The 20954-nt window shown below is 34.9% G+C and carries 14 protein-coding genes; 3 read left to right on the top strand and 11 right to left on the bottom strand.

What is annotated here, in order from left to right; all coding sequences use genetic code 11:
- Window positions 1-559: 559 nt before the first annotated feature.
- Both A6733_RS03005 and A6733_RS03000 read right to left on the bottom strand, forming a co-directional pair.
- Entirely contained in the window at window positions 560-988 is a 429-nt protein-coding gene (locus A6733_RS03005) for a hypothetical protein (protein ID WP_141663444.1), read from the bottom strand.
- 743 nt (window positions 989-1731) lie between these two features.
- Window positions 1732-2517 (bottom strand): hypothetical protein, encoded by a 786-nt coding sequence (locus tag A6733_RS03000; RefSeq protein ID WP_092460387.1) that lies wholly within the window; start codon window positions 2515-2517, stop codon window positions 1732-1734.
- A gap of 1523 nt (window positions 2518-4040) precedes the next feature.
- Here A6733_RS03000 and A6733_RS02995 point away from each other — a divergent pair.
- The 3 genes from A6733_RS02995 to A6733_RS02985 all read left to right on the top strand — a co-directional run bounded on the left by A6733_RS02995 (window position 4041) and on the right by A6733_RS02985 (window position 7942).
- The gene (locus A6733_RS02995; protein WP_092460385.1) at window positions 4041-5165 is read left to right on the top strand and encodes a hypothetical protein; all 1125 of its coding nucleotides are present in this window, start codon (window positions 4041-4043) and stop codon (window positions 5163-5165) included.
- A gap of 554 nt (window positions 5166-5719) precedes the next feature.
- Window positions 5720-6241, top strand: a complete 522-nt coding sequence (locus tag A6733_RS02990; RefSeq protein ID WP_092402783.1) for a hypothetical protein — start codon at window positions 5720-5722, stop codon at window positions 6239-6241.
- A 1119-nt stretch (window positions 6242-7360) separates the two neighbouring features.
- Window positions 7361-7942, top strand: a complete 582-nt coding sequence (locus tag A6733_RS02985; RefSeq protein WP_092402785.1) for a hypothetical protein — start codon at window positions 7361-7363, stop codon at window positions 7940-7942.
- Window positions 7943-8308: 366 nt separating this feature from the next.
- Here A6733_RS02985 and A6733_RS02980 read toward each other — a convergent pair whose 3' ends face one another.
- The 9 genes from A6733_RS02980 to A6733_RS08805 all read right to left on the bottom strand — a co-directional run.
- Window positions 8309-8512 carry a hypothetical protein gene (locus tag A6733_RS02980; RefSeq protein WP_092402787.1) on the bottom strand — a complete coding sequence of 68 codons (204 nt, stop codon included), beginning with the start codon at window positions 8510-8512 and terminating at the stop codon, window positions 8309-8311.
- A 15-nt stretch (window positions 8513-8527) separates the two neighbouring features.
- A complete protein-coding gene (locus A6733_RS02975; protein ID WP_092402789.1) occupies window positions 8528-8746 on the bottom strand; it encodes a hypothetical protein in 219 nt (72 codons plus the stop codon).
- Window positions 8747-8761: 15 nt separating this feature from the next.
- On the bottom strand, window positions 8762-8944 hold the full coding sequence (locus A6733_RS02970) for a hypothetical protein (RefSeq protein ID WP_092415145.1): 183 nt from the start codon (window positions 8942-8944) through the stop codon (window positions 8762-8764).
- Between the two features lie 736 nt (window positions 8945-9680).
- The gene (locus tag A6733_RS09610; RefSeq protein WP_278183846.1) at window positions 9681-9803 is read right to left on the bottom strand and encodes a hypothetical protein; all 123 of its coding nucleotides are present in this window, start codon (window positions 9801-9803) and stop codon (window positions 9681-9683) included.
- A gap of 67 nt (window positions 9804-9870) precedes the next feature.
- Window positions 9871-10506, bottom strand: coding sequence for a ShET2/EspL2 family type III secretion system effector toxin (locus A6733_RS02960; RefSeq protein WP_092415147.1), 636 nt, complete (start codon window positions 10504-10506; stop codon window positions 9871-9873).
- A gap of 633 nt (window positions 10507-11139) precedes the next feature.
- A complete protein-coding gene (locus tag A6733_RS02955) occupies window positions 11140-13647 on the bottom strand; it encodes a ShET2/EspL2 family type III secretion system effector toxin (protein WP_092415149.1) in 2508 nt (835 codons plus the stop codon).
- A gap of 609 nt (window positions 13648-14256) precedes the next feature.
- Window positions 14257-16764 (bottom strand): ShET2/EspL2 family type III secretion system effector toxin, encoded by a 2508-nt coding sequence (locus tag A6733_RS02950; RefSeq protein ID WP_092402799.1) that lies wholly within the window; start codon window positions 16762-16764, stop codon window positions 14257-14259.
- 886 nt (window positions 16765-17650) lie between these two features.
- Window positions 17651-20131 (bottom strand): ShET2/EspL2 family type III secretion system effector toxin, encoded by a 2481-nt coding sequence (locus A6733_RS02945; RefSeq protein ID WP_092411374.1) that lies wholly within the window; start codon window positions 20129-20131, stop codon window positions 17651-17653.
- A 551-nt stretch (window positions 20132-20682) separates the two neighbouring features.
- The coding region (locus A6733_RS08805; protein WP_176696760.1) for a hypothetical protein at window positions 20683-20954 on the bottom strand (272 nt) is incomplete at its 5' end.

Genomic DNA, 20954 nt, shown 5'->3' with positions numbered 1-20954 from the left:
CCAGCACCACTTTTATTTTTTTATGTGAAATAAAGTGCAACAATAGTTGATCAAAAGTTATAAAAAACAACAACCACAAGAAACCAGTACTCTTAATGATTTTCATGGTAGGGAATACGTGACAAAGAGTACCCTCACCCATCTGCATGTTAAAGTGCAAATTTATCGACAAACCAACCACCTTGATAAGATGTGAATGCTATTAATTTAAAAAACCACATCACCTAAGTTAGATAATTTTTCACTATCTTTAACAATAATTTATATCATAACTTCCACAATTTTGTAAGTAACTAAGGACAATCCATTTCAAAAACAAACAGCAACCCTGACAGTGATAATACACAAATAATACACAAACAAAAATAATAACAGTAAACACTTTAAAAACGAGCCACAAAATATTCTGAACACTACAAAACTATCCCTCACATAAACACAAAAATACGAACAAAAACCGACGTGAGATGCCAAAAAAACTCCCTCCATCTGTTACAGCAACACAAAAAAACAGCAAAAATTACCACAAGAGCCCCGAGGTACCAAAGACTTACAAAATTCACTCATCGACAACACCCCTTACTGGGTGTACCACACGAACATGCTCACACCTCGGCCTAGGCACATCCAACGGAACTGAAATAACAAGCTTGCTAAAAACCTCAGGACCAGGATCAGGACCATGACCAATCGAACCTACAGGACAAGAAAACGCAACACTCCCACATCCTCCAAGTTGAGTCGAAATTTCAAGAGTAGTCGGTACAGGACCATGATCAAGATCAACTGACTCTTGTCCAGTACCCTTAAGAGGGCCTTCTCCTGCCCACGGAGCATGTACCACCGCAGTAGAATGCTCCTCAGAAGAAGAAACAGCTGGTTCTTCTCCAAGAAAAACAGCACAATATTCTTCCTCACGAGCAGAAGAAACTCCATCAGGAGAATCGGTACCCCCTCCTCCACCAAAACAGAAACACCTACTAAACATAAAAAACCCTCTATACTTACTGTAATCCTTAACAATTCTCAGCAAAACACCTCGCCCTTGAAGATAGGCAAAGAAACAACCCATAACAGAAGAAAAAAATCACCCCCCACAAGTAAAATCATAAAACAAAGCCACACAATCACGCCTAAACGCTTATAACTACGTGCTCACGCAATAAAAAAACCCACGCTATCAGGTCAAATACTAATAAAACTTCCAAAAACGCAAATCAAATATCCAACTATATAAACAAAGATCATAATCGAATAACAAACATCATAAGTAGTAAGTAATAGTATTATGCTATATACTTTTCTAAAATGATTGTTACTTTTACTGTAATAATTAAATTAAATAGAACTTACCCACCACTTATGAGTATAAATAAAAGTTAAGTGATTACATTTTGCTCTTGCATTGAAATGAATAAGAAAGGCAGAAGAAACATCTAGCAGCAACAATTGTTTTTAAGAAAGCACTTTATACTATAATAACAATGTAACTAGTCCAAAATCACAAATTGTGTAGCACGGTTGTAAAACTAAACTTACCTGCGTCACCTAGTAACAAAGACCCTCATTACCTCCGTACATATAACTTGATGATGTGCTTAGCACCCAAATTTGATAACAACATATGTAAAGAGACCAGAGGCCACAGAGTCCCTCCCTCATTGATATACGTAGGGTAATAGAAGACAAAAAAAACCGTGATTACCAATAAGTACCTGCGTTTACACTAAACTAAAAAAACTTGCAGCTCAGTGAACCAGAAGAAGAACTTTCAGATAAAGAGACAGAAGGTACCACACCACTCCAAGAAACCAAAGGACCTGCACACTCCCCAGTAGGAAGACTTCGACATTTAGATAAAAAAAGCAGAGGATTCCTAACAATCTTCCAGTCCTCACAAACCCTAGCAGAGCACTCAGTCAAAGGGACAGAAGGTACTACACCACTCCAAGAAACCAAAGGACCTGCACGCTCCTCAGCAGGAAGACTTTGACATCTAGGCAAAAAAATTAGAGGATTTCTAACAATCCTCCGATCTGCACAAATCCTAGTAGAACACGCAGTCAAAGGGGTAGATGGTACAACAACACTCCGAGACACCAAAGAACCTGCACGCTCCTCAACAGGAACACGAACCTCTTCACATGTAGGTAACCAGGTTAGAGGACACGCCGCCACCATAAAACTTGCACAAGCACTAGAACACACAGCCACATAGTGTGAACTATCAGGAGTATCTCCGGATCCGCCTGCGCTTTCAGCAGACTCACATACAGCACCAGTAGACATAGAACCCAAGTCAGATCTAACCGAACGCGAACAACATAAGGCAGTGGAACTAGCAACACGTGAAAAAAGGGGGGCAGAACAAACCAACCATGGACCTGGACCCGAACAAGTGCAATCCCTCAATGACACCTCACAACAGCTACACACAGTAGAAGAACCGTCAGTACATCCCAAACTGCCACCACGTGTCGAAGTAGAAATCGAAGACAACAAATCAACCCTATCCATACCACTCCCCTAAAAGATCAACCGTTTTCGCATTTATCCTTTCCTTTATAACCACCGCCATCTTCTGCTACTTATAATTTTCTACATAATCATGCACAGCCTTCAGTAACTAGCCTCTAATAATGTCAACGCCAGCAGCAACCACAACGCGCCACGCACAACGCAAATCGCAAAATCATTGATATAGGAGAAGGGCAGATGTAACCTTGTTCATAAAGTAATACTAATACACTTTTTCCCCTAGCAGTCCTCTTCTTATAGTAAGAGTAGCAACAACTGCAAGTAATGTAAGTAGTAAGTAATTTTCCTAATTTACAAAATATTGAAAGTCAAGCAGCTCAACAACAAAAAATCACACCAACTTAACAAAATTATCACAATATCCCGAAACACGGAGATTCACAGGTTGAAACAATAACCAAAAATCGGCAATACATAGAAACCAGCATAATTAGTCGAACGGTATAGCGTAGTAAAAAAACTTATATTTCCTTTAACTTTACTACTGCAGACGGTAGATAGTATAGTAATGATACTAATAAGACATCCTTTATCCATTATTACTATCTCAACACAAACACAAGGATAGCCTAATCTTTGTTGAATATCGTCAGTGCACATAAGGCATGTTATTTCTGTATATTTCTCTTAGATACTATGTTTTATATTTTATGTAATCCAGAATAATTATCAATATTTTTTGTGATTCCTTCCCCTTCATAGTTATCTTTCTCAATCTAACAACAATTAATAACAAAAATTATCATCATCACAAAAGTGAGAAATCTCACTATCCGTAGTTGATTCACAACACCATGTGTTAAATAGTTAGTTGCATAAACGTTACGGGGTAACATTTTCAAGATCACTACAACTTGTAACAAAATCACAGTAACCTGAATTACTGTATCTTCATTACTACGGAACATGCATTATGGTATAAGACAAAGATCAATAAGCACATTTATCACACTAGGAACTTTGCTTCATAAACAAATTTTGCATCTGTACTCAATCAACAATTAAAATAAAAAACAACATAGCACAGTGGTAAAAATGAATTATCAATATAATATGGTGATAATAAAAATTATATACTAACCATATTTGTATACTAACTGTTATTGCTAACTACATCAAAATACAAACCGCTCTACTTGTGTAACAAGTATAAGGACGTACGTTATATGGCGTGTTGATATAATTATTATGGAGCGCAGCCATCTAATTGTTACAAGTTGTTTCACAAAAAACACTCATATAAGTTAGATACTATTGCAATAGCACAACAAACCTTATTTAACTGACTTAGTACCCATAGAGTCACTGACAAAACCACCCCCTAATGTGCTTAACTGCACTATATGTCTGGATTCAAATACATAGGTAATAATATCTGTCCAGTACACCTAATAGTTGCAACTGCGAATCAAGACAATAAAGAACATATTAACTAAGATTATAACGACTGATGCTTGGAGTATTTTTTAAATGTAATAATTCACATGCTAGGAGTGTCAATAATGATTAATTCGCAAATTACTACAGTAAGAGAAGGAGCGCCTTGCGCTGCGGGTGGTGACGGTGGCGCGTGCGTGTATGGCAATGATAAGAACGGTCTTTCAACTGTACAGAATCATCATAATCATGATGAGGATGGGCACGGCTATCCTGCAATGCGGAGAGATGACAATGGAGGAACTGGGTTGGCATTATCGTCCGGACAACATATCGGCTTTGATAGGGAATCAATTGAAGGTGACAAATGCCCACTTTTACCACAAAGTGGCAATCGGTGTGAAAACCATAGTGAAAAGTTACAGATATCACTACCTAGACTCTTAGGATCAACTAAAACCCCTCGAGATACCGTGGTGGTTGCAGCATCTATACTTCTTTTACTGATCATAGTAGCCGCAATTATTACCGCTGTGTTGTTCTACATGAGGATAATACACATTCCTGGCATGAGTAATAATTTATTCTTAAGAGTAGCTGTCTCCGTCGGGTGCTCGATAATGATATTGTCTCTTCTTGCAGGCATTGCACTTGCCCTAATCATAGGAAGATCAAGAGGAGAAATATCTGGGTATCGTTCATGCATTAAAAGTACATCTAGAGTCATGAGACGCGTAGCTGATAAAGAGAAACTGCTTGCTGAGAAAGAGAAACTACTCGCTGAAGAGTCGGAAAAAAACGATAGAATCTTGAAAGACATTGCAGATAAGCAGTCTCAGGCAAATGGAATGTTAAGAGATCTAGAAAATAAACAAAAAGATCTAGAGTTTAGAGAAGGAAGAACACTAGGAATTCGTGAAATTGATGATATCTTGAGAGCATCTACGGAAGCATTCGAAAGAGCAAGGAATGAACTTGAGATGGAAACTGATAGAGCTCGTGTGTGTCGTGTTTCTTTCTTAGCTGATCTTGGTGAATCTAAAAATATGGAGGGAATGAAAAAGTCCGCACGAGAATTAATCTGTAATATAGAACGTAGGGAATTCACTATAAGCAGAATGGAGCCCTGTATGGTTGCGCATGTTGAAAGAAACCATGCACTTATGATGAAAGAACAATCCGTAAATCATAGGGAAAGAGAGGTTGCTCTTAGGGAAGCAGAGCTTGCTCGTAGAGAGAGGATACAATAAGTAGAACAAAACTTACCTAGTGAAGGATTGGATTCAGTAGTAATTGGATTCAGTAGTAAATGGTTAATTTATAATTAATACGTTGAAAAATAAGCAGCACACCTAAGATAGGAGTGGCGGGTTGAGGGTTGTCACTCCTACAGCTCTTTGTAATTATTTTCTTACATGTACTGTAACACTGTGGAGCTTGTGTCGGTAGCAGGGTTTTGTAAATATGCTTACGTCATAAATATGAATTTTCGACTCATCCATGCAGCGACATAGTACAAGATGTGCATGATATTTACATAAAATAATTTCTAGATAATCATAAAAATAATGATAATTGCTACGATGTATTTTTATACGAGTGTTGTTATGTGATGCTATAGTTACTTAATTTATATGTATATGTAATACGAGCACAAACAAAACTCAATATAAAAGACTCCTTGTCAAATCATATCAAAAAAAGTAGCATGGCATGGCCATTGTGCACTGTGACAGTAATAATTGTGTATAAATTATAGGTCTGCTATTTAAAATCAAATAATGACGAAATAAGGAAAAGTGGTATGAGTACAAATATTAATTATGATGCTATGCGTCATTCACAAATGGGATCAACAGAATTTACAGATAAAGAAGAGCTATTAGGTTCTTCTGACATTTTTACAGAAACTGCATCTTCGCCATCATTATCATCTTCTGATAAAACAACCAGTGGAATAAATATTTATTCAAGAAAATTATCAATCACTTGTAACGACACAAAAGGATTGGCAGAAATTAAGCAAAACGAGATACCAGAACATGTTGGCAAACTAAGCAAATCAAGCAAAGCTCTTATTGCTATTTCTGCATGCATTATACTTCTTACAATTACATGGATAGTTGTTGCCACCTTAGTATCATTAAAAATGATTAAAATACCAGACATGGCTAGGCATATGGCTTTAAGAATTGCTTTCTATGGAGTATGCGGCATGATTGGCATTTCTGCTATATTTCTCTCTGCTACTACCTTTGTTGTTGGAAAATCTCACGGTGAAAAAATGGGATACAAAAAATGCCTAGAAGACAAAATAAATACCTAATTCTCACGATAAAAGGCACAAATAAAAACCATCAGTGTACTAAATCAGAATAGGAAAAATCGTACAAAAATGTTGTAGTAAATATGTAACAATTACACATAGTGCATGTTATTTGCAATTATTAACAAATACAAGATTAGGCTAGAGCGTATATAAAATAATGTTTTATAAAAATTTAGAAGTTGGCCTGATGAACCGTACAATATTAAATGTACCTCGCATAAAAAACTCACGCGCCAGTGGGTAGAACATGATGTGGTATCTACCAGAAAAATATGCGCAAGAATTGTACCAACATAACCCAGAGCCTGTACTCTTTATGAAATACCAATACCCACTAAGTATACTGATGTAACCCAAAAACATGATACAAGATATCATTTGTATAAATAAAACCACAAAACACATTAATGATAAAAATGTTAGATTAAAAACAAACATCTACCTTAGTATCTTTGCGCAATGACGTAAGCTACTAAAAATCATAGCATACAAAATAGTGTGCATCTTTTGCATAATCTATAACGCAAAATATTAAACAAAAACATCACATGCAGCACAATCTGCAAACAAGATTTACTGTATAAAAAACTAAAAATCAGGTGCCATAATTAGCTTAATGTAAAGATAAAATAATCTAAGCCTAAGATATAGAAATGAATAATAACCCATACCGCATTACAAAAAATAAATCATCGAATGTGTAATCTACATGTGATTGTAATAATAATATCCATATAATTTAATAAAATGTTTTAACTAAGACTAATTCTATCATGACCTGAGCATAAGATCTAACGAGTATAGTCGTACAATCGCAGACGAAAAAAATACATAATAAGATCAAAATGACCTATAATGAAGTATACGGTGTGTTTTATATTAAGTAAGTGCCTTTGTGCGTGAACAAATTTAAATCTAGCTATTTTAGGATCCACTTATGCACTGGCACGTAATAATCAACCAAATTAAGTATGAATTAAGTGTATAAATATCTCTCTTAGTACGCATGTTGCACCAAAATGGACACATCAGGTAAAGGTATGATGCGCTTGTGTATATTGATAACATGGTTTTGGTAATAGTTACGTAACCACTATGATATAGGAGATAATATCAATGGAAAATAAGCCGATTACAAGTAATCTATCTGATATCCCTGCGTTATCTTATGAATTAATTATAGATTATGAAGATGCTGCACTTATGATGGAAGAAGAATCAGATACATTATTAGAACCCAAGTCTGAATCAAAAGGATCGTTATTAAATCATCCTACTGGTAAAAATCCTATCTCACTAAGCTCGTGCGGAATTGATTACCAAGAACAACCTGCAAATACTTCAACAGTTGATTCAAATACGTCGACAAAGAATGATTGTAGGGAATCATTGCCAAAGACGGACAACAGCACAAAAAAACCTATTACTGAAGAAGTAGAGGAAGAAAAGCCATTAAGCTCAAATAGTGGATGTCTGACTATTACTTACCTGATTATAGCCTCGATAATTATTTCATTTGCGGTTCTCCACATATTGGCCGCGCTAAACATACTACAAATACAAGGAATAGAGCAAGAAACACTCAACGAAATTATTTCTTACGCACAGTATGGGGTACTTGGTATGTCTACGGTTTCTTCCATATCAAATTGTTCGTTGCATGTACTATCATTTGCAAAAAAATGTGCTAAAAAATGAAATTAGTCCACTGTCGATAGCCAATCACGTAAAACACTGAGTTATAAAACTGATTCTGTGGCAAGGCTGTTAAAATTGATCTTATTAGCAGCAAGCAAAATGTCAGCCCAAATTTTTTACTATAATTATTACGCAGTTAACATCAATACGGTAACATGCTACCAATACCAAAGCTTTAGCTAATGCTTATACAACATCGCAACATTTAGTATCACCCGATGACCCAGGTTAATCATTTTTATGATCTGTAAGCTAATCTAGAAAAGCCTCATACCTAGCAGCTTCAAAATTTTCACCTCGATATCTAGATACTCTCTACACTTTGTAAATTCTGTTAATTTTGTATGTACCTCTAAAAACACATCTTCAGGTAGTTTTACCAACAAACTGGCAGTATTCATCAACAACACCATGATGCGCTGTAAATGTGGCGGAAACACCTAGCACATCTCTAGCAATCAAAAGGTTAGCCCAATGTCTCTTAGGAAGTTTACTCGCCAATAAAAAAATAGCTAGCAATAACATTGACACAATTATCTCGTAAAGCAGAAAATAACCCAGGACAACCATCAGAATTTCTGGACATTACTCGCCTAGTAACATACCAAAGGCACTAACATAACATTCCTCATCACGAATCAATGCGCTATATGATCCAGGTCTACCCGAATCACTTTTAGCCACTAATATGTCAAAGGTAAGACTAAAAATCTCCTCTATGGAAATAACCCCACCTTCTAACATAAATAATTTTTCTAATAACTCAGAAAAAGCAACTATAGAATCTCCGTGTCCCTGCTGCAAGGCAATGAACCATCCTTATATACCATCATCGCTACCTAACATAAATAACTCACGAAGCATAACTAACAATCTATCATGAGGAATTTGAGCACTCAATGACATAAATTGACTTATCAATTTAGCAAAAGCTTTAATGGAATCTTCACAACCGTTTGCAAGGTCATAAATAATCCAGGTTCGCCTTCGCGATCTTGCCATCAATAATTAGTGAAACATATTATAAAACTCACAATCAGGCATTCCTCACCTAAAAAGAGTAAACTTTTATAACAATCCACTGTAAGCATCAACTAAATTAATATTATTCTCATATAAGGCAAAACACATACCAGATTTGTAATTTAAAGATTCCATCATTAATAATTTAAAAACTATTCTATTAACATTTACAAAATAGTCAGAATTATTAAAATGAGTAAATCTAAGCAATAGTTCACCAAAGACTCACCAGACTCAGAACTATCTTTCAAAATTGCAATATGTAGACCTATAACACCATCGCTTCGCTTAGACATTAGAAAATCATAAACCATGTCGCAAAGTTCATATACTTAAATTTCATCACGAATAATCAATAATAAACAAAATTGACTGACTGCTTCATAATGATTTTCCTGAAAGGCTAAAAACAATCCTGGAAGGCCATATCTCCTAGCCATAAGCAAGTTAGAAAGTATATTAGCCATAGTGTACGCAGGAATTTTGTGTGGTATATTAATTATATCTAGCAACTTACGATAAGCAGCAATATACTTTGCATAATCACTCTCTAAAGTAAGAAAAATATCTAACGTACATTATATATTTTCAGCCCACAACAATTCTGGAATAAATCTAAGCATTTCATCACTAAACATAGTATCCAACAATGAGCCATAAGCATCTGTATTTTCGTGCTTACCCAATCTTAAAGCAATACTAAGTGCCGTAATCCCTACGCTACTCTTACCCCTACTGCATTAACTAGCCCCATCACATCATTTGCACTACCCTCTGAAATCAAATGAAATACCATGCATGGAGAGACTCCGTATTGGGATAAAGTTTGACGTGTCAAAAAATCTTTATTAGTATCTTTAAGTTCACAATGCTCATATACAAGACATTCACATTCTTCAGGTTGATCAGATAAGTTTTTTAAAATATCTTCCGTAAAGATTGTTACTAACAAAACTTTGTAAAGCAAATCTAGATCCATCTAAAAAATCACTAGGATCACTAACTGCAACACGTGCCGCTACATTCGTTCTATTGTGATCAAAAAACCAAACTACGTACTTACTTAGTAAAGTTTTACAATATTTTTTATGTAAAAGTATAAAGGACATTACATGACAAAAACTGCCTAATAAAAAAAATCTCTGTTCGTAAAGACTAGTATCTTTGGCGATACCACACAAAAAATCACCGAACTTACGACACGCCACAATATGCCTGCCACAGGACCTATCTATCATGCTTTTATATATTTTACCAATGTCTTCAGGAATGATACTTTCTATTAAATAGATACTTCCAAAAATATCTCTAACCATTAATTTTTCATTTTTAACGTGATAATCAACAGCATTACGAAGATATAAAGCTGACAGATGAGTACAATTTACATCAACACCACCAACATTTACTTTGCAGTTTAAGTTTACCTCTTCTTGTTCAAGATAGGCACTTGATATGTAAGGAACACTCTTATCATCAGGTGGCATCTCCTCTTTAGAGGAAGCATTCAACCTGATTGGTGGATTGGCAGAAATAGCCACCCCTATTCTCCGGTATTATTATTTTTTACTGGCACACTTACACCGTTGCAACTAATAATTTCTGATATAGTTATATAATTATGGTGATAATTTTCGTGTACTATTTATCATTAGTACGACACCCGCAAACACGCGCCCCATTGATAGATAAAAAATAAGCTCCGACCCGGGAGTACAACATTATCGAGGAGTAGATATAAAGTAAAAATTACCATAATCAAATTAGAGGCAACGTATCAATGGTAATGGTAACATCCATATAACAACGAAAGCATAGAAATACGTAACAAGCAGGAATAAATGATTATTAATCATTTATAAAAGTCAAACCAGAAGAATATAATTCACCAGGTTATAATAGCAAGTGCACGACTATTAATTACCTAATTGTAGCTTCAATGGTCATTTAAATTATTCTTTGCATGCAGAGCACATTTGCAAAAAATGAAATTAGTCCGCCATCAATAGCCACTCACGTAAAATACTGAGTTATAAAACTTATTCTGTAGCAAGGCTGTTAAAATTGATCTTATTAGCAATAAGCAGAATGTCAGCCCAAATTTTTTACTACAATTTTACGCAGTTGAGATCAATACGGTAACATACTACCAATACCAAAGCTTTAGCTAATGCTTATGCAACCTCGCAACATTTAGTATCACCTGATGCCCCAGGTTGATTATTTTTATGATCTGTAATCCGATCTAGAAAAGCCTCATACCTAGCAGCTTCAAAACTTCCACCTCTACTAACAATATCTAGATACTCCCTGCACTTTGTAAATTCTGTTAATTTTGTATGTACCTCCAAAAACACATCTGCCGGCATATTTACCAACAACTGGCAATATTCATCAATAACATCATCATGCGCTGTAAATATGGCGGGAACACCTTGCACATCTCTAGCAATCAAAAGGTCAGACCAATATCTCTTAGGAAGTTTACTCACCAACAAAAAATAACTAGCGATAACATTGGCACAGTTACCTCGTAAAGCATAAAATAATCCAGGACAACCATCAGAATTTCTGGACATTATTAGCTCATACATAGCATTAAAAATTTCATTTTCAGAAATTTTTCCCTTAAAAAAGTCAAACTTACCTAGTAACACACCAAAGGCACTAACAGAACATTCCTCATCACGGATCAATGCTATGTTTAATCCAGGTCTACCCGAATTATTTTTAGCCACTAATATGTCAGAGACAAGACTAAAAATCTCCTCTATGGAAATAACTCCACCCTCTAACTTAAATAATTGGCCTAGTAAATCAGAAAAAGCAACTATAGAACCTCCATGTCCCTGCTGTAAAGCCATGAATAATCCTGATATACCATCATCGCTGCTTGGCATAAATAACTCATGGAGCATAACCAACAATCTATCACGAGGAATTTGAGCACTTAATGACATAAACTGACTTACCAATTTAGCAAAAGCTTTAATGGAATCTTCACAATCGTTCTGCAAGGCCATAAATAATCCAGGTGTACCTTCAGATCTTGATACCAATAAGTCGTGCAACATATCATAAAACTCACAATCAGACACCCCACCTCTAAAAAGAACAAACTTTTCTAACAATCCACCAAAAGCATCAACGGAATTACTATTATTTTCAGATAAGGCCAAACACAGACCAGATTTGTAATTTAAAGATTCCGCCTTTAATAATTTAAAAACTATTCTAGTAACATTTCCAAAATAGCTAGAATCATTAAAATTAGTAAATCTTAGCAACAGCTCACCAAAGGCTCGCACAGACTCAAAATTATCCAAAAAAAGGGCAATTTGTAGACATGAAGCACCATCGCTTCTCTTAGACATCAGTAAATCATAAATCATGCTACAAAGTTCACATACCGAAAGTTCATCACGAATAGTCAATAATCTGTCCAGTAATAAACAAAATTCAATGACTGCTTCATGACTGTTTTCCTGAAGAGCTATAAACAGTCCTGGTAAGCCATCATCTCTTCTTCTAGCCATAAGCAAGCTAAAAAGTATGCTAGCAATATTATACATAGGAATTTTGTCTGACATATTGAGTAATCTATCTAGCAAACCACCATAAGCAGCAACAGATTTTGTATGTCCTCTCTCTAAAGCAAGGAAAAGCCCTGGCGTGCCTTTAACATTCTCGGAACGCAACAATTCTGGAAGAAATCCAAGCATTTCATCACTAGACATAGTATCCAATAATAAACCATAAGCATCTATATTTTCGTGATTACCTAATCCTAAGGCCGAGTTAAGTGCCGGAACCCCTTCACTACTCTTACCCCAAAAAATTTCTCTTCTAAACTCACTATCAGGATCTAATAATGATACTATATCAACTATTCTCATCACATCATTTGCACTACCCTCTGACATCAAATGAAACACCATGCATGAGGAAACTCCGTATTGGGATAAAGTTTGAAGTGTCAAAAAATCTTTATTAGTGTCTTTAAGTTCACAATACTCGTATATAAGGCACTCACATTCTTCAGGTTGACCAATAAGTGTTTTAAAATATTTTTCGTAAAGAGAGCTATCAACAAAACTTTGTAAAGAAAATGTAGATTCGTTCAAAAAATCATTAGGATCATCAACTGCAACACGTGCAACAACATTCGTTCTGTTAGGATCAAAAAACCAAACTACGTACTTACTTCGTAAATTTTTACAAGATATTTTATGTAAAAGTCTAACAGCCATTACGTGACTACTGCTGCTTAACAAAAACAATCTCTGTTCGCAAATAGCAGTATCTTTGGCAATACCACTTAAAAAATCACCGAACTTACGACAAGCTACGATATGCCTGCCACAGGAACTATCTGTCATATTTTTATATATTGTATCAATGTCTTCAGGAATAATACTTTCTATTAAATCAACACTTCCAAAAATATCCCCAACCATTAATTTTTCATTTTTAATATGATAATCAACAGCCTTACGAAGATATAAAGCTGACAGATGAACACAATTTATGGTAACACCACTAATAGTTACTTCACAGTTTAAATTTATCTCTTCTTGTTCAAGATAAAGACTTGATATGTAGGGAACACTTTTATCACCAGGCGACATCTCCTCTCCTGAAAATGCACTCACCCTAACTAGTGAATTAGCAGAAATAGCCACTTTTGTTCTCCACTATTATTTTTGCGAGTATATTCACACTACTGTGATTAATAATTTCTTATATATTTTATAATTATAATACAAGATTTTATGTACTATTTATCGTTAATATGATGCTGCAAGCATGTACCTATTGTGAATAAAAAAACAATCCCGACATAGGAATACAATATATTTGGAAAAAGATAAAGTAAAGATCACTATAATCAAATATTTATCAATATTATCACTTCTCTATACTACTTGCTAAAAGCAATATATTAATGATCACGGCAATATCCCCGTAGCAACGTAAGTACAAAAAATACATATAAGCAGGAATAAAAAATTATTAATCATCAATGATGATAAGTATCCAATTAATACGATTATATGTATTAAAGCACATTAGTTATATAATATAATGCACTATATTAAAGCGCAATTTAAATACCAAATTAGGGAAAAAGCAGAAGAAGAGAAGCAACTAAGCTACAAATAGTAAATGTATGAGCAATTGACTTGCAAAAAATATGATAAAAAAGAAGACCAATCAACCAACAATAGATCATCACAAAACATAGCCTAGGTTAAAACCTGGCTCCGTAGCCAAATTGCTGAAACTAAGACTTACACAACCTCACAACCTTTAGGATCACACCCAAATTGTTGATCATTTTTATAATCTGTAAGCCTACCTAGAAAAGCTTCATATCTAGTAACCCTAGGACTTCCACCTCCATTAACAACATTCAAATACTCTCTGCGCCTTGTAACTTTAGTTAATTTTGCATGTACCTCTGAAAACACCTCAACCGGTAGTTGTACCAACAACTCGTAGTATTCATCAATAACACCATCATGCGCCATAAATATAGCTGGAACACCACGCACATCTCTAGCAATCAAAAGATTGGCCCAACGACTCTTAGGAAGTTTACCTACCAATAGAAAATAACTAGCAACAACATTGACACAGTTATCTCGTAAGGCCGAAAATAACCCGGGACGACCCTCATAATCTCTGGACATTATTAGTTCATCAATAGTATTAAGAACTTCATTTTCAGAAATTTTTCCCTTAAAAAAATCAAGCCTCTCTAGTAACGCACCAAAAGCGCTAACAGAACATGCTTTATCACTGATCAATGCTGCATTTAGTCCAGGTCTACCCAAATCATTCTTAGCAACTAATATTTCACGAACAAGACCAAAAATCTCCCCTATGGAAATAACTCCACCTTCTAACATAAATAATTGTTCTAGCATCTTAGAAAAAGCAATTATAGACCCTCCGTGTCCATGCTTCAAAGCCATAAATAATCCTGATACACCATCATCACTACTTGACATAAATAACTCATGGAGCATAACCAATAATCTATCACGAGAAATTTGAGCACTTAATGACATAAACTGACTTACCAATTTAGCAAAGGCTTCAATGGAATTTTCACAACCGTTCTGCAATGCCATAAAAAGTCCAGGCACACCTTCAGACCTTGCTACCAACAAGTGGTGAAACATATCATAAAATTCATAACCAGACACCCCATATCTAAAAAGAGAGAACTTTTCCAACAATCTACCATAAGCCTTAACGGAATCACTATTATTTTCAGATAAGGCCAAACATAGACCAGATTTGCAATCTAAAGATTCCGCCATTAACAATTTAAAAACCATTCTGGTAACATTTCCAAAATAGCTAGAATTATTAAAATGAGTAAATCTTAGTAACAGTTCACCAAAAGCCTGCACAGATTCACAATTATCCCAAAAAAGAGCAATTTGTAGACCTGAAACACCATCGCTTCTCTTAGACATTAGCAAACCATAAATCATGTCACAAAGTTCAAATACTGAAAGTTCATCACGAATAGTCAATAGTCTATCCAGTAATAAACAAAATTCACTGACTGCTTCATAATGATTTTCCTGAAGGGCCATAAACAGTCCTGGCAAACCATCACCTACTCTTCTAGCCATAAGCAAATTAAAAAGTATACTAGCCATAGTATACGCAGGCATTTTGTCTGACATACTGAGTAATCTATCTAGCAACTTACCATAAGCAGCAACAGACTTTGCATAACCTTTCTCTAAAGCAAAAAAAAGTCCTGGCACTCCTTCCATATTTTCAGACCGCAACAATTCTGGAAGAAATTCAAGCATTTCATCACTAGACATGATATCCAACAATGAACCATAAGCCTCTATATTTTCGTGATTACCTAATCTTAAAGCTACGTTAAGTGCTGGAATCCCTGCACTACTTTTACCCCAAAAAATTTCTCTTCTAAAGTCACTCTTAGGATTTAATGACGATACTATACTAACTATCCTCATCAAATCATTTGCATTACCATCTGACATCAAATGAAACACCATGCATGAAGAGACTCCGTATTGAGATAAAGTTTGAAGTGTCAAAAAACTTTCATTAGTATCTTTAAGTTCACAATGCTCATATATAAGACATTCAAATTCTTCAGGTTGATCAGTAAGTATTTTAAAATATTCTCCGTAAAGAGAACTATCAATAAAAAGTTGTAAAGAAAACCTAGACTTATCCAAAAAATCATTGGGATCATTAACTGCAACACGTGAAACAACATTCGTTATATTAGGATCAAAAAAACAAACTACGTACCTACTTCGCAAAGTTTTACAAGACATTTTATGTAAAAGTCTAAAAGCCATTGCGTGACCACTACTGACTAATAAAAACAATCTCTGTTCGTAAAGACTAGTATCTTTAGCAATATCACTCAAAAAATCACCGAACTTACTGCAAGCCACAATATGCCTGCCACAAGACCTATCTACCATGTCTCCATACATTGAATCAACATCTTCAGGAATAAGACTTTCTATTAAAGCAGTACTTCCAAAAATATCACCAATTACTAATTTTTCATTTTTAAGATGATAATCAACAGCCTTACGAAGGTATAAAGCTGACAGATGAGTACAGTCTATAGTAACGCCACTAACATTTACTTCGCAGTTTAAGTTTATCTCTTCTTGTTGCAGAGACAGCTTTGATATGTAAGGAATACTTTTATCACCAGGTGGCATCTCCTGCCCCGAAAACGCACTCACCCTAAATGATGAATTGGCAGAAAAATCCACCATTGCTCTCCATTATTATTTTTCAGAGATAAATTCATACTATTTGTGTCAGTAATTTATGATGCATCCCATAATTATCATGAATAAATTTAACATACTATTTATCGTCAGTACGATGCTTGTAAACTTATACCTTCATGATAGGTAAAAAAACAGGCTCCAGCTTAAAAATACAATATACGAGGAAAAATACAAAGTAAAAATTACTGTAGCCAAATATTTATCAAATTACCATATTGCTTACCAAAAGCAATATACGATACACCAATGACCATAGTAATATCCCCAAAAATGTAAGTACAAAAAACAAGTAGTACTAAGCAGAAACAAGGACATCGATGCTGATAGGTATCTAATTACACAATGATATGCATTAAAGCACATCAGTTGCTAAATACAATGCACTATTTCAAAGCGAACTTTAAACAGCAAATTTTAAGAAAAAAGCAGAGAAAGAATTGCAACTAAGTCACAAATATTGAATTCTTAGCTACTTACCTTATTATATCTTAGATAATTATTTATTCGAGATTCGCCACATATCGTCAGCTCCAAACATGCTACGAATACACAGAATAGAGAAAAAAATACTCTACCAAATTATTTATTACGCACAGCAAAAAAGATCTGGTATGTCTACAGCTTATTCTATAATTGCTCTTTGCACGTGTAACATAGATTTGCAAAAAAATGTGCTAAATAAATGAACCAACCTACCAGTAACAGCCGCTCACAAAAAACGTTAGGTTAAAACTGGTTATGTAGCCAAACTGTTGAAGCCAAGCTTTACAAGGCGCATAGTGAAATAATATCAGTGTAATAATTTAGAACTAAGTCTACTACCATACAAATCTACACAACTTGGGAGACCTATCACATTAAGCCCCAATCACATTTGGGCCCCAGGTTGGTCATTTTTATAATCTGTAAGCTTACATAGAAAAGCTTCATATCTAGCGACTATAGAACTTCCAGCACTATTAACAATATCCAAATATTCTCTGTGCCTTGTAAACTCAGTTAACTTTGCATGTACCTCTAAAAACACCCCAAGCGGCAGCTGTACCAACAACCGGTAGTATTCATTAACAACGTCATCATGATCCGTAAATATGGCAGGAACACCAGACATATCTCCAGCAATCAAAAGATTAGCCCAATATCCCCTGTGAAGTTTACTCACCAATAAAAAATAATCGGCAATAACACTGACACAATTATACCGTACAGCCGAAAATAACCCGGGACAACCACCAGAATCTCTCGACATTATTAGCTCATTCATAACATTAAAAATTTTATCTTCGGAAATTTTTCCCTTGAAAAAATTAAACCTGTCTAGCAACACACCAAAGGCATGAACAGAACATGCTTTATCATACATCAACGCTGCATTTAATCCAGGTCTACCCAAATCATTTTTGGCCACTAATATGTCGTAGATGAGACTAAAAATATCCTCTATGGAAATAACTCCACCTTCTAACATAAATAATTGGTCTATCAACCGAGAAAAAGCAATTACAGAGCCTCCGTGTCCCCCCTGGAAAGCCATAAACAATCCCGTTACACCATCATCACTACTTGACATAAATAACTCACGAATCATAACTAATAATCTATCATGAGCAATTTGAGCACTTAATGATACAAACTGGCCTACAGACTTAGTAAACGCTTCAATGGAAGCTTCACAACCGTTCTGCAATGCCACAAATAATCCAGGCACACTTCCAGACCTTGTCATTAATAATTCGTAAAACATATCATAAAATTCACAATCAGATACCCCACATCTAAAAAGGGTAAACTTTTCTAACAACTCACCATAAGCTGCAATAGAATCACTATTATCTTTAGATAAGGCTAACCAAAGACCTGATTTGTAATTTAAAGATTTTGTCATTAATAATTTAAAAACCATTTTGGTAATATTTCCGTAATAGCTAGAATTATTAAAATGAGTCAATCTTAACAATAGGTTACCAAAAACCCGCACAGACTCAGAATTATCTTTAAAAATTGCAATTTGCAGACCTGTAACACCATCGCTCCTCTTAGACATAAGCAAATCGTAAATCATGGTACTAATTTCGCATACTGAAATTTCAGCACGAATAATTAATAATTTATCTAATAATAAACAAAATTCACTGATTGCTTCATAATGATTTTCCTGAAAGGCTATAAACAGACCTGGAAGGCCATCATACCTACTAGCCATAAGCAAGTTAGAAAGTATATTAGCCATAGTGTACGCAGGCATTTTGTACGGCATATTGACTAATCTATCCAGCAACCTACCATAAGCGGCAATAGACTTTGCACAACCTCTTTCCAGAGAAAAGAAAAGACCTGACGTACCTTCAACATTTTCAGAACGCAATAATTCTGGAAGAAATCTAAGCATTTCATCACTAGACATAGTATCCAACAATGAACCATAAGCATCTATATTTTCGTACTTACCTAATCTTAAAGCAATATTAAGTGCCGGAACCCCTGCACTGCTTTTACCCCAAAAAACCTCTCTTCTAAACTCACTACCAGGATTTAATGAAGATACTGCATTAACTAGCCCCATCACATCATTTGCACTACCCTCTGACATCAAATGAAACACCATGCATGGAGATACTCCGTGCTGGGATAAAGTTTGAAGTGTCAAAAAACTTTTATTAGTATCTTTAAGTTCACAATGCTCATATATAAGGCATTCATATTCTTCAGGTTCATCAGTGAGTTTTCTAAAATATTCTAAATAAGAATAACTATCAACAAAACATTGTAAAGAAAACCTAGATTCATCCATAAAATCAGTAGGCTGACTAACTGCAACACGTGCAACTACATTAGTCCTATTAGGATCAAAAAGCCAAACTACGTACTTACTTCGTAAAGTTTTACGAGATTTTTTATGTAAAAGTCTAACAGCCATTACGTGACTACTGCTGCCTAATAAAAACAACCTCTGTTCGTGAAGACCAGTATCTTTGGCAATACCACACAAAAAATCACCGAACTTACGACAAGCCACAATATGTCTGCCACAGGACCTATCTATCATGCTTTTATAAATTTTACCAATGTCTTCAGGAATAATACTTTCTATTAAAGTAGCGCTTCCAAAAATATCTCCAACCACTAATTTTTTATTTTTAACATGACAATCAACGGCATTATGAAGATACAAAGCCGACAGACTAGTACAACTAACAGCAATACCACCAATATTTACTTCGCAATTTAAGTTCATCTCTTCTTGTTGAAGAGAAAACTTTGATATGTAAGGAACACTTTTATCACCAGGTGGCATCTCCTCCCCTGAAAATGCACTCACCCTAGCTGGTGAATTGGAAGAAATAGACATACTTGTTCTCCATTATTATTATTTTTTAGAGGTATATTACATCATTGCGACTAATAATTTCGAATATAGTTTATAAGTATAGTGCCTGTAGACACATATCCTATGACATATATAGAAACAAGATCTAGTATGGGGGATATAATATGTGGAGTAAAATGTAAAGTAAAAATTACTATGATCAAATTTCACTATTCTCTATACTGCACAATAGAGGCAGTATATTAATAATTATAGTAATATCCCTATAACAATGGAAGCGTAAAAAATACGTAATAAGCAGGAATAAAAAATTATTAACCATTGCTACGTAGATAATGGGCATCAAATTAGCGCTAGGATATACATTACAAGTACATCGATTATAAGGGATGGTACACTAGAAGTGTAATTTCGAAGAAAAAAGCAGAATAAGAAAAGCCACTAATCTTAAATGGGTCCTCACAAAATATGGTCCAGATTAAAATTCGCTCCGTAACTAAATTGTTGGGACCGACTTTTCAAGGCACATAGGACAAAAATGTTATTGTAATAACTTAGAGCTTCATCTGATCCTACATAATTAGGCAACCTCTAGGATCACATGACGCACCAGACTGATCATTTTTATGATCTGTAAGTCTATTTAGAAAAACTTCATACCTAGTAATTTCAAAACTTCCGCCTCTATTAGCAATATCTAAATACTCTCTGCGCCTTGTAACTTTAGTTAATTTTGCATGTACTTCTGAAAACACATCTATCGGCAGTCGTAACAACAACTTGTAATATTCATCAATAACACCATCATGCGCTGTAAACATAGCTGGAACACCACGCACATCTC

It is taken from the genome of Candidatus Ichthyocystis sparus, from assembly GCF_900078745.1.
In the GTDB taxonomy this organism is placed as follows: domain Bacteria; phylum Pseudomonadota; class Gammaproteobacteria; order Burkholderiales; family 2013Ark19i; genus Ichthyocystis; species Ichthyocystis sparus.
Note: the sequence above shows the minus strand (reverse complement) of the source record. Positions and strands in the feature narration are given on the sequence as shown.

What these genes read in the sequence shown, in the direction of transcription:
- A6733_RS02945 (WP_092411374.1), bottom strand. Translation starts at nt 20,131, where the DNA reads ATGTCTATTTCTTCCAATTCACCAGCTAGGGTGAGTGCATTTTCAGGG.
- A6733_RS03000 (WP_092460387.1), bottom strand. Translation starts at nt 2,517, where the DNA reads ATGGATAGGGTTGATTTGTTGTCTTCGATTTCTACTTCGACACGTGGT.
- A6733_RS02995 (WP_092460385.1), top strand. Translation starts at nt 4,041, where the DNA reads ATGATTAATTCGCAAATTACTACAGTAAGAGAAGGAGCGCCTTGCGCT.
- A6733_RS02950 (WP_092402799.1), bottom strand. Translation starts at nt 16,764, where the DNA reads ATGGTGGATTTTTCTGCCAATTCATCATTTAGGGTGAGTGCGTTTTCG.
- A6733_RS02980 (WP_092402787.1), bottom strand. Translation starts at nt 8,512, where the DNA reads ATGGTTGTCCTGGGTTATTTTCTGCTTTACGAGATAATTGTGTCAATG.
- A6733_RS02985 (WP_092402785.1), top strand. Translation starts at nt 7,361, where the DNA reads ATGGAAAATAAGCCGATTACAAGTAATCTATCTGATATCCCTGCGTTA.
- A6733_RS03005 (WP_141663444.1), bottom strand. Translation starts at nt 988, where the DNA reads ATGTTTAGTAGGTGTTTCTGTTTTGGTGGAGGAGGGGGTACCGATTCT.
- A6733_RS02990 (WP_092402783.1), top strand. Translation starts at nt 5,720, where the DNA reads ATGAGTACAAATATTAATTATGATGCTATGCGTCATTCACAAATGGGA.
- A6733_RS02970 (WP_092415145.1), bottom strand. Translation starts at nt 8,944, where the DNA reads ATGGCAAGATCGCGAAGGCGAACCTGGATTATTTATGACCTTGCAAAC.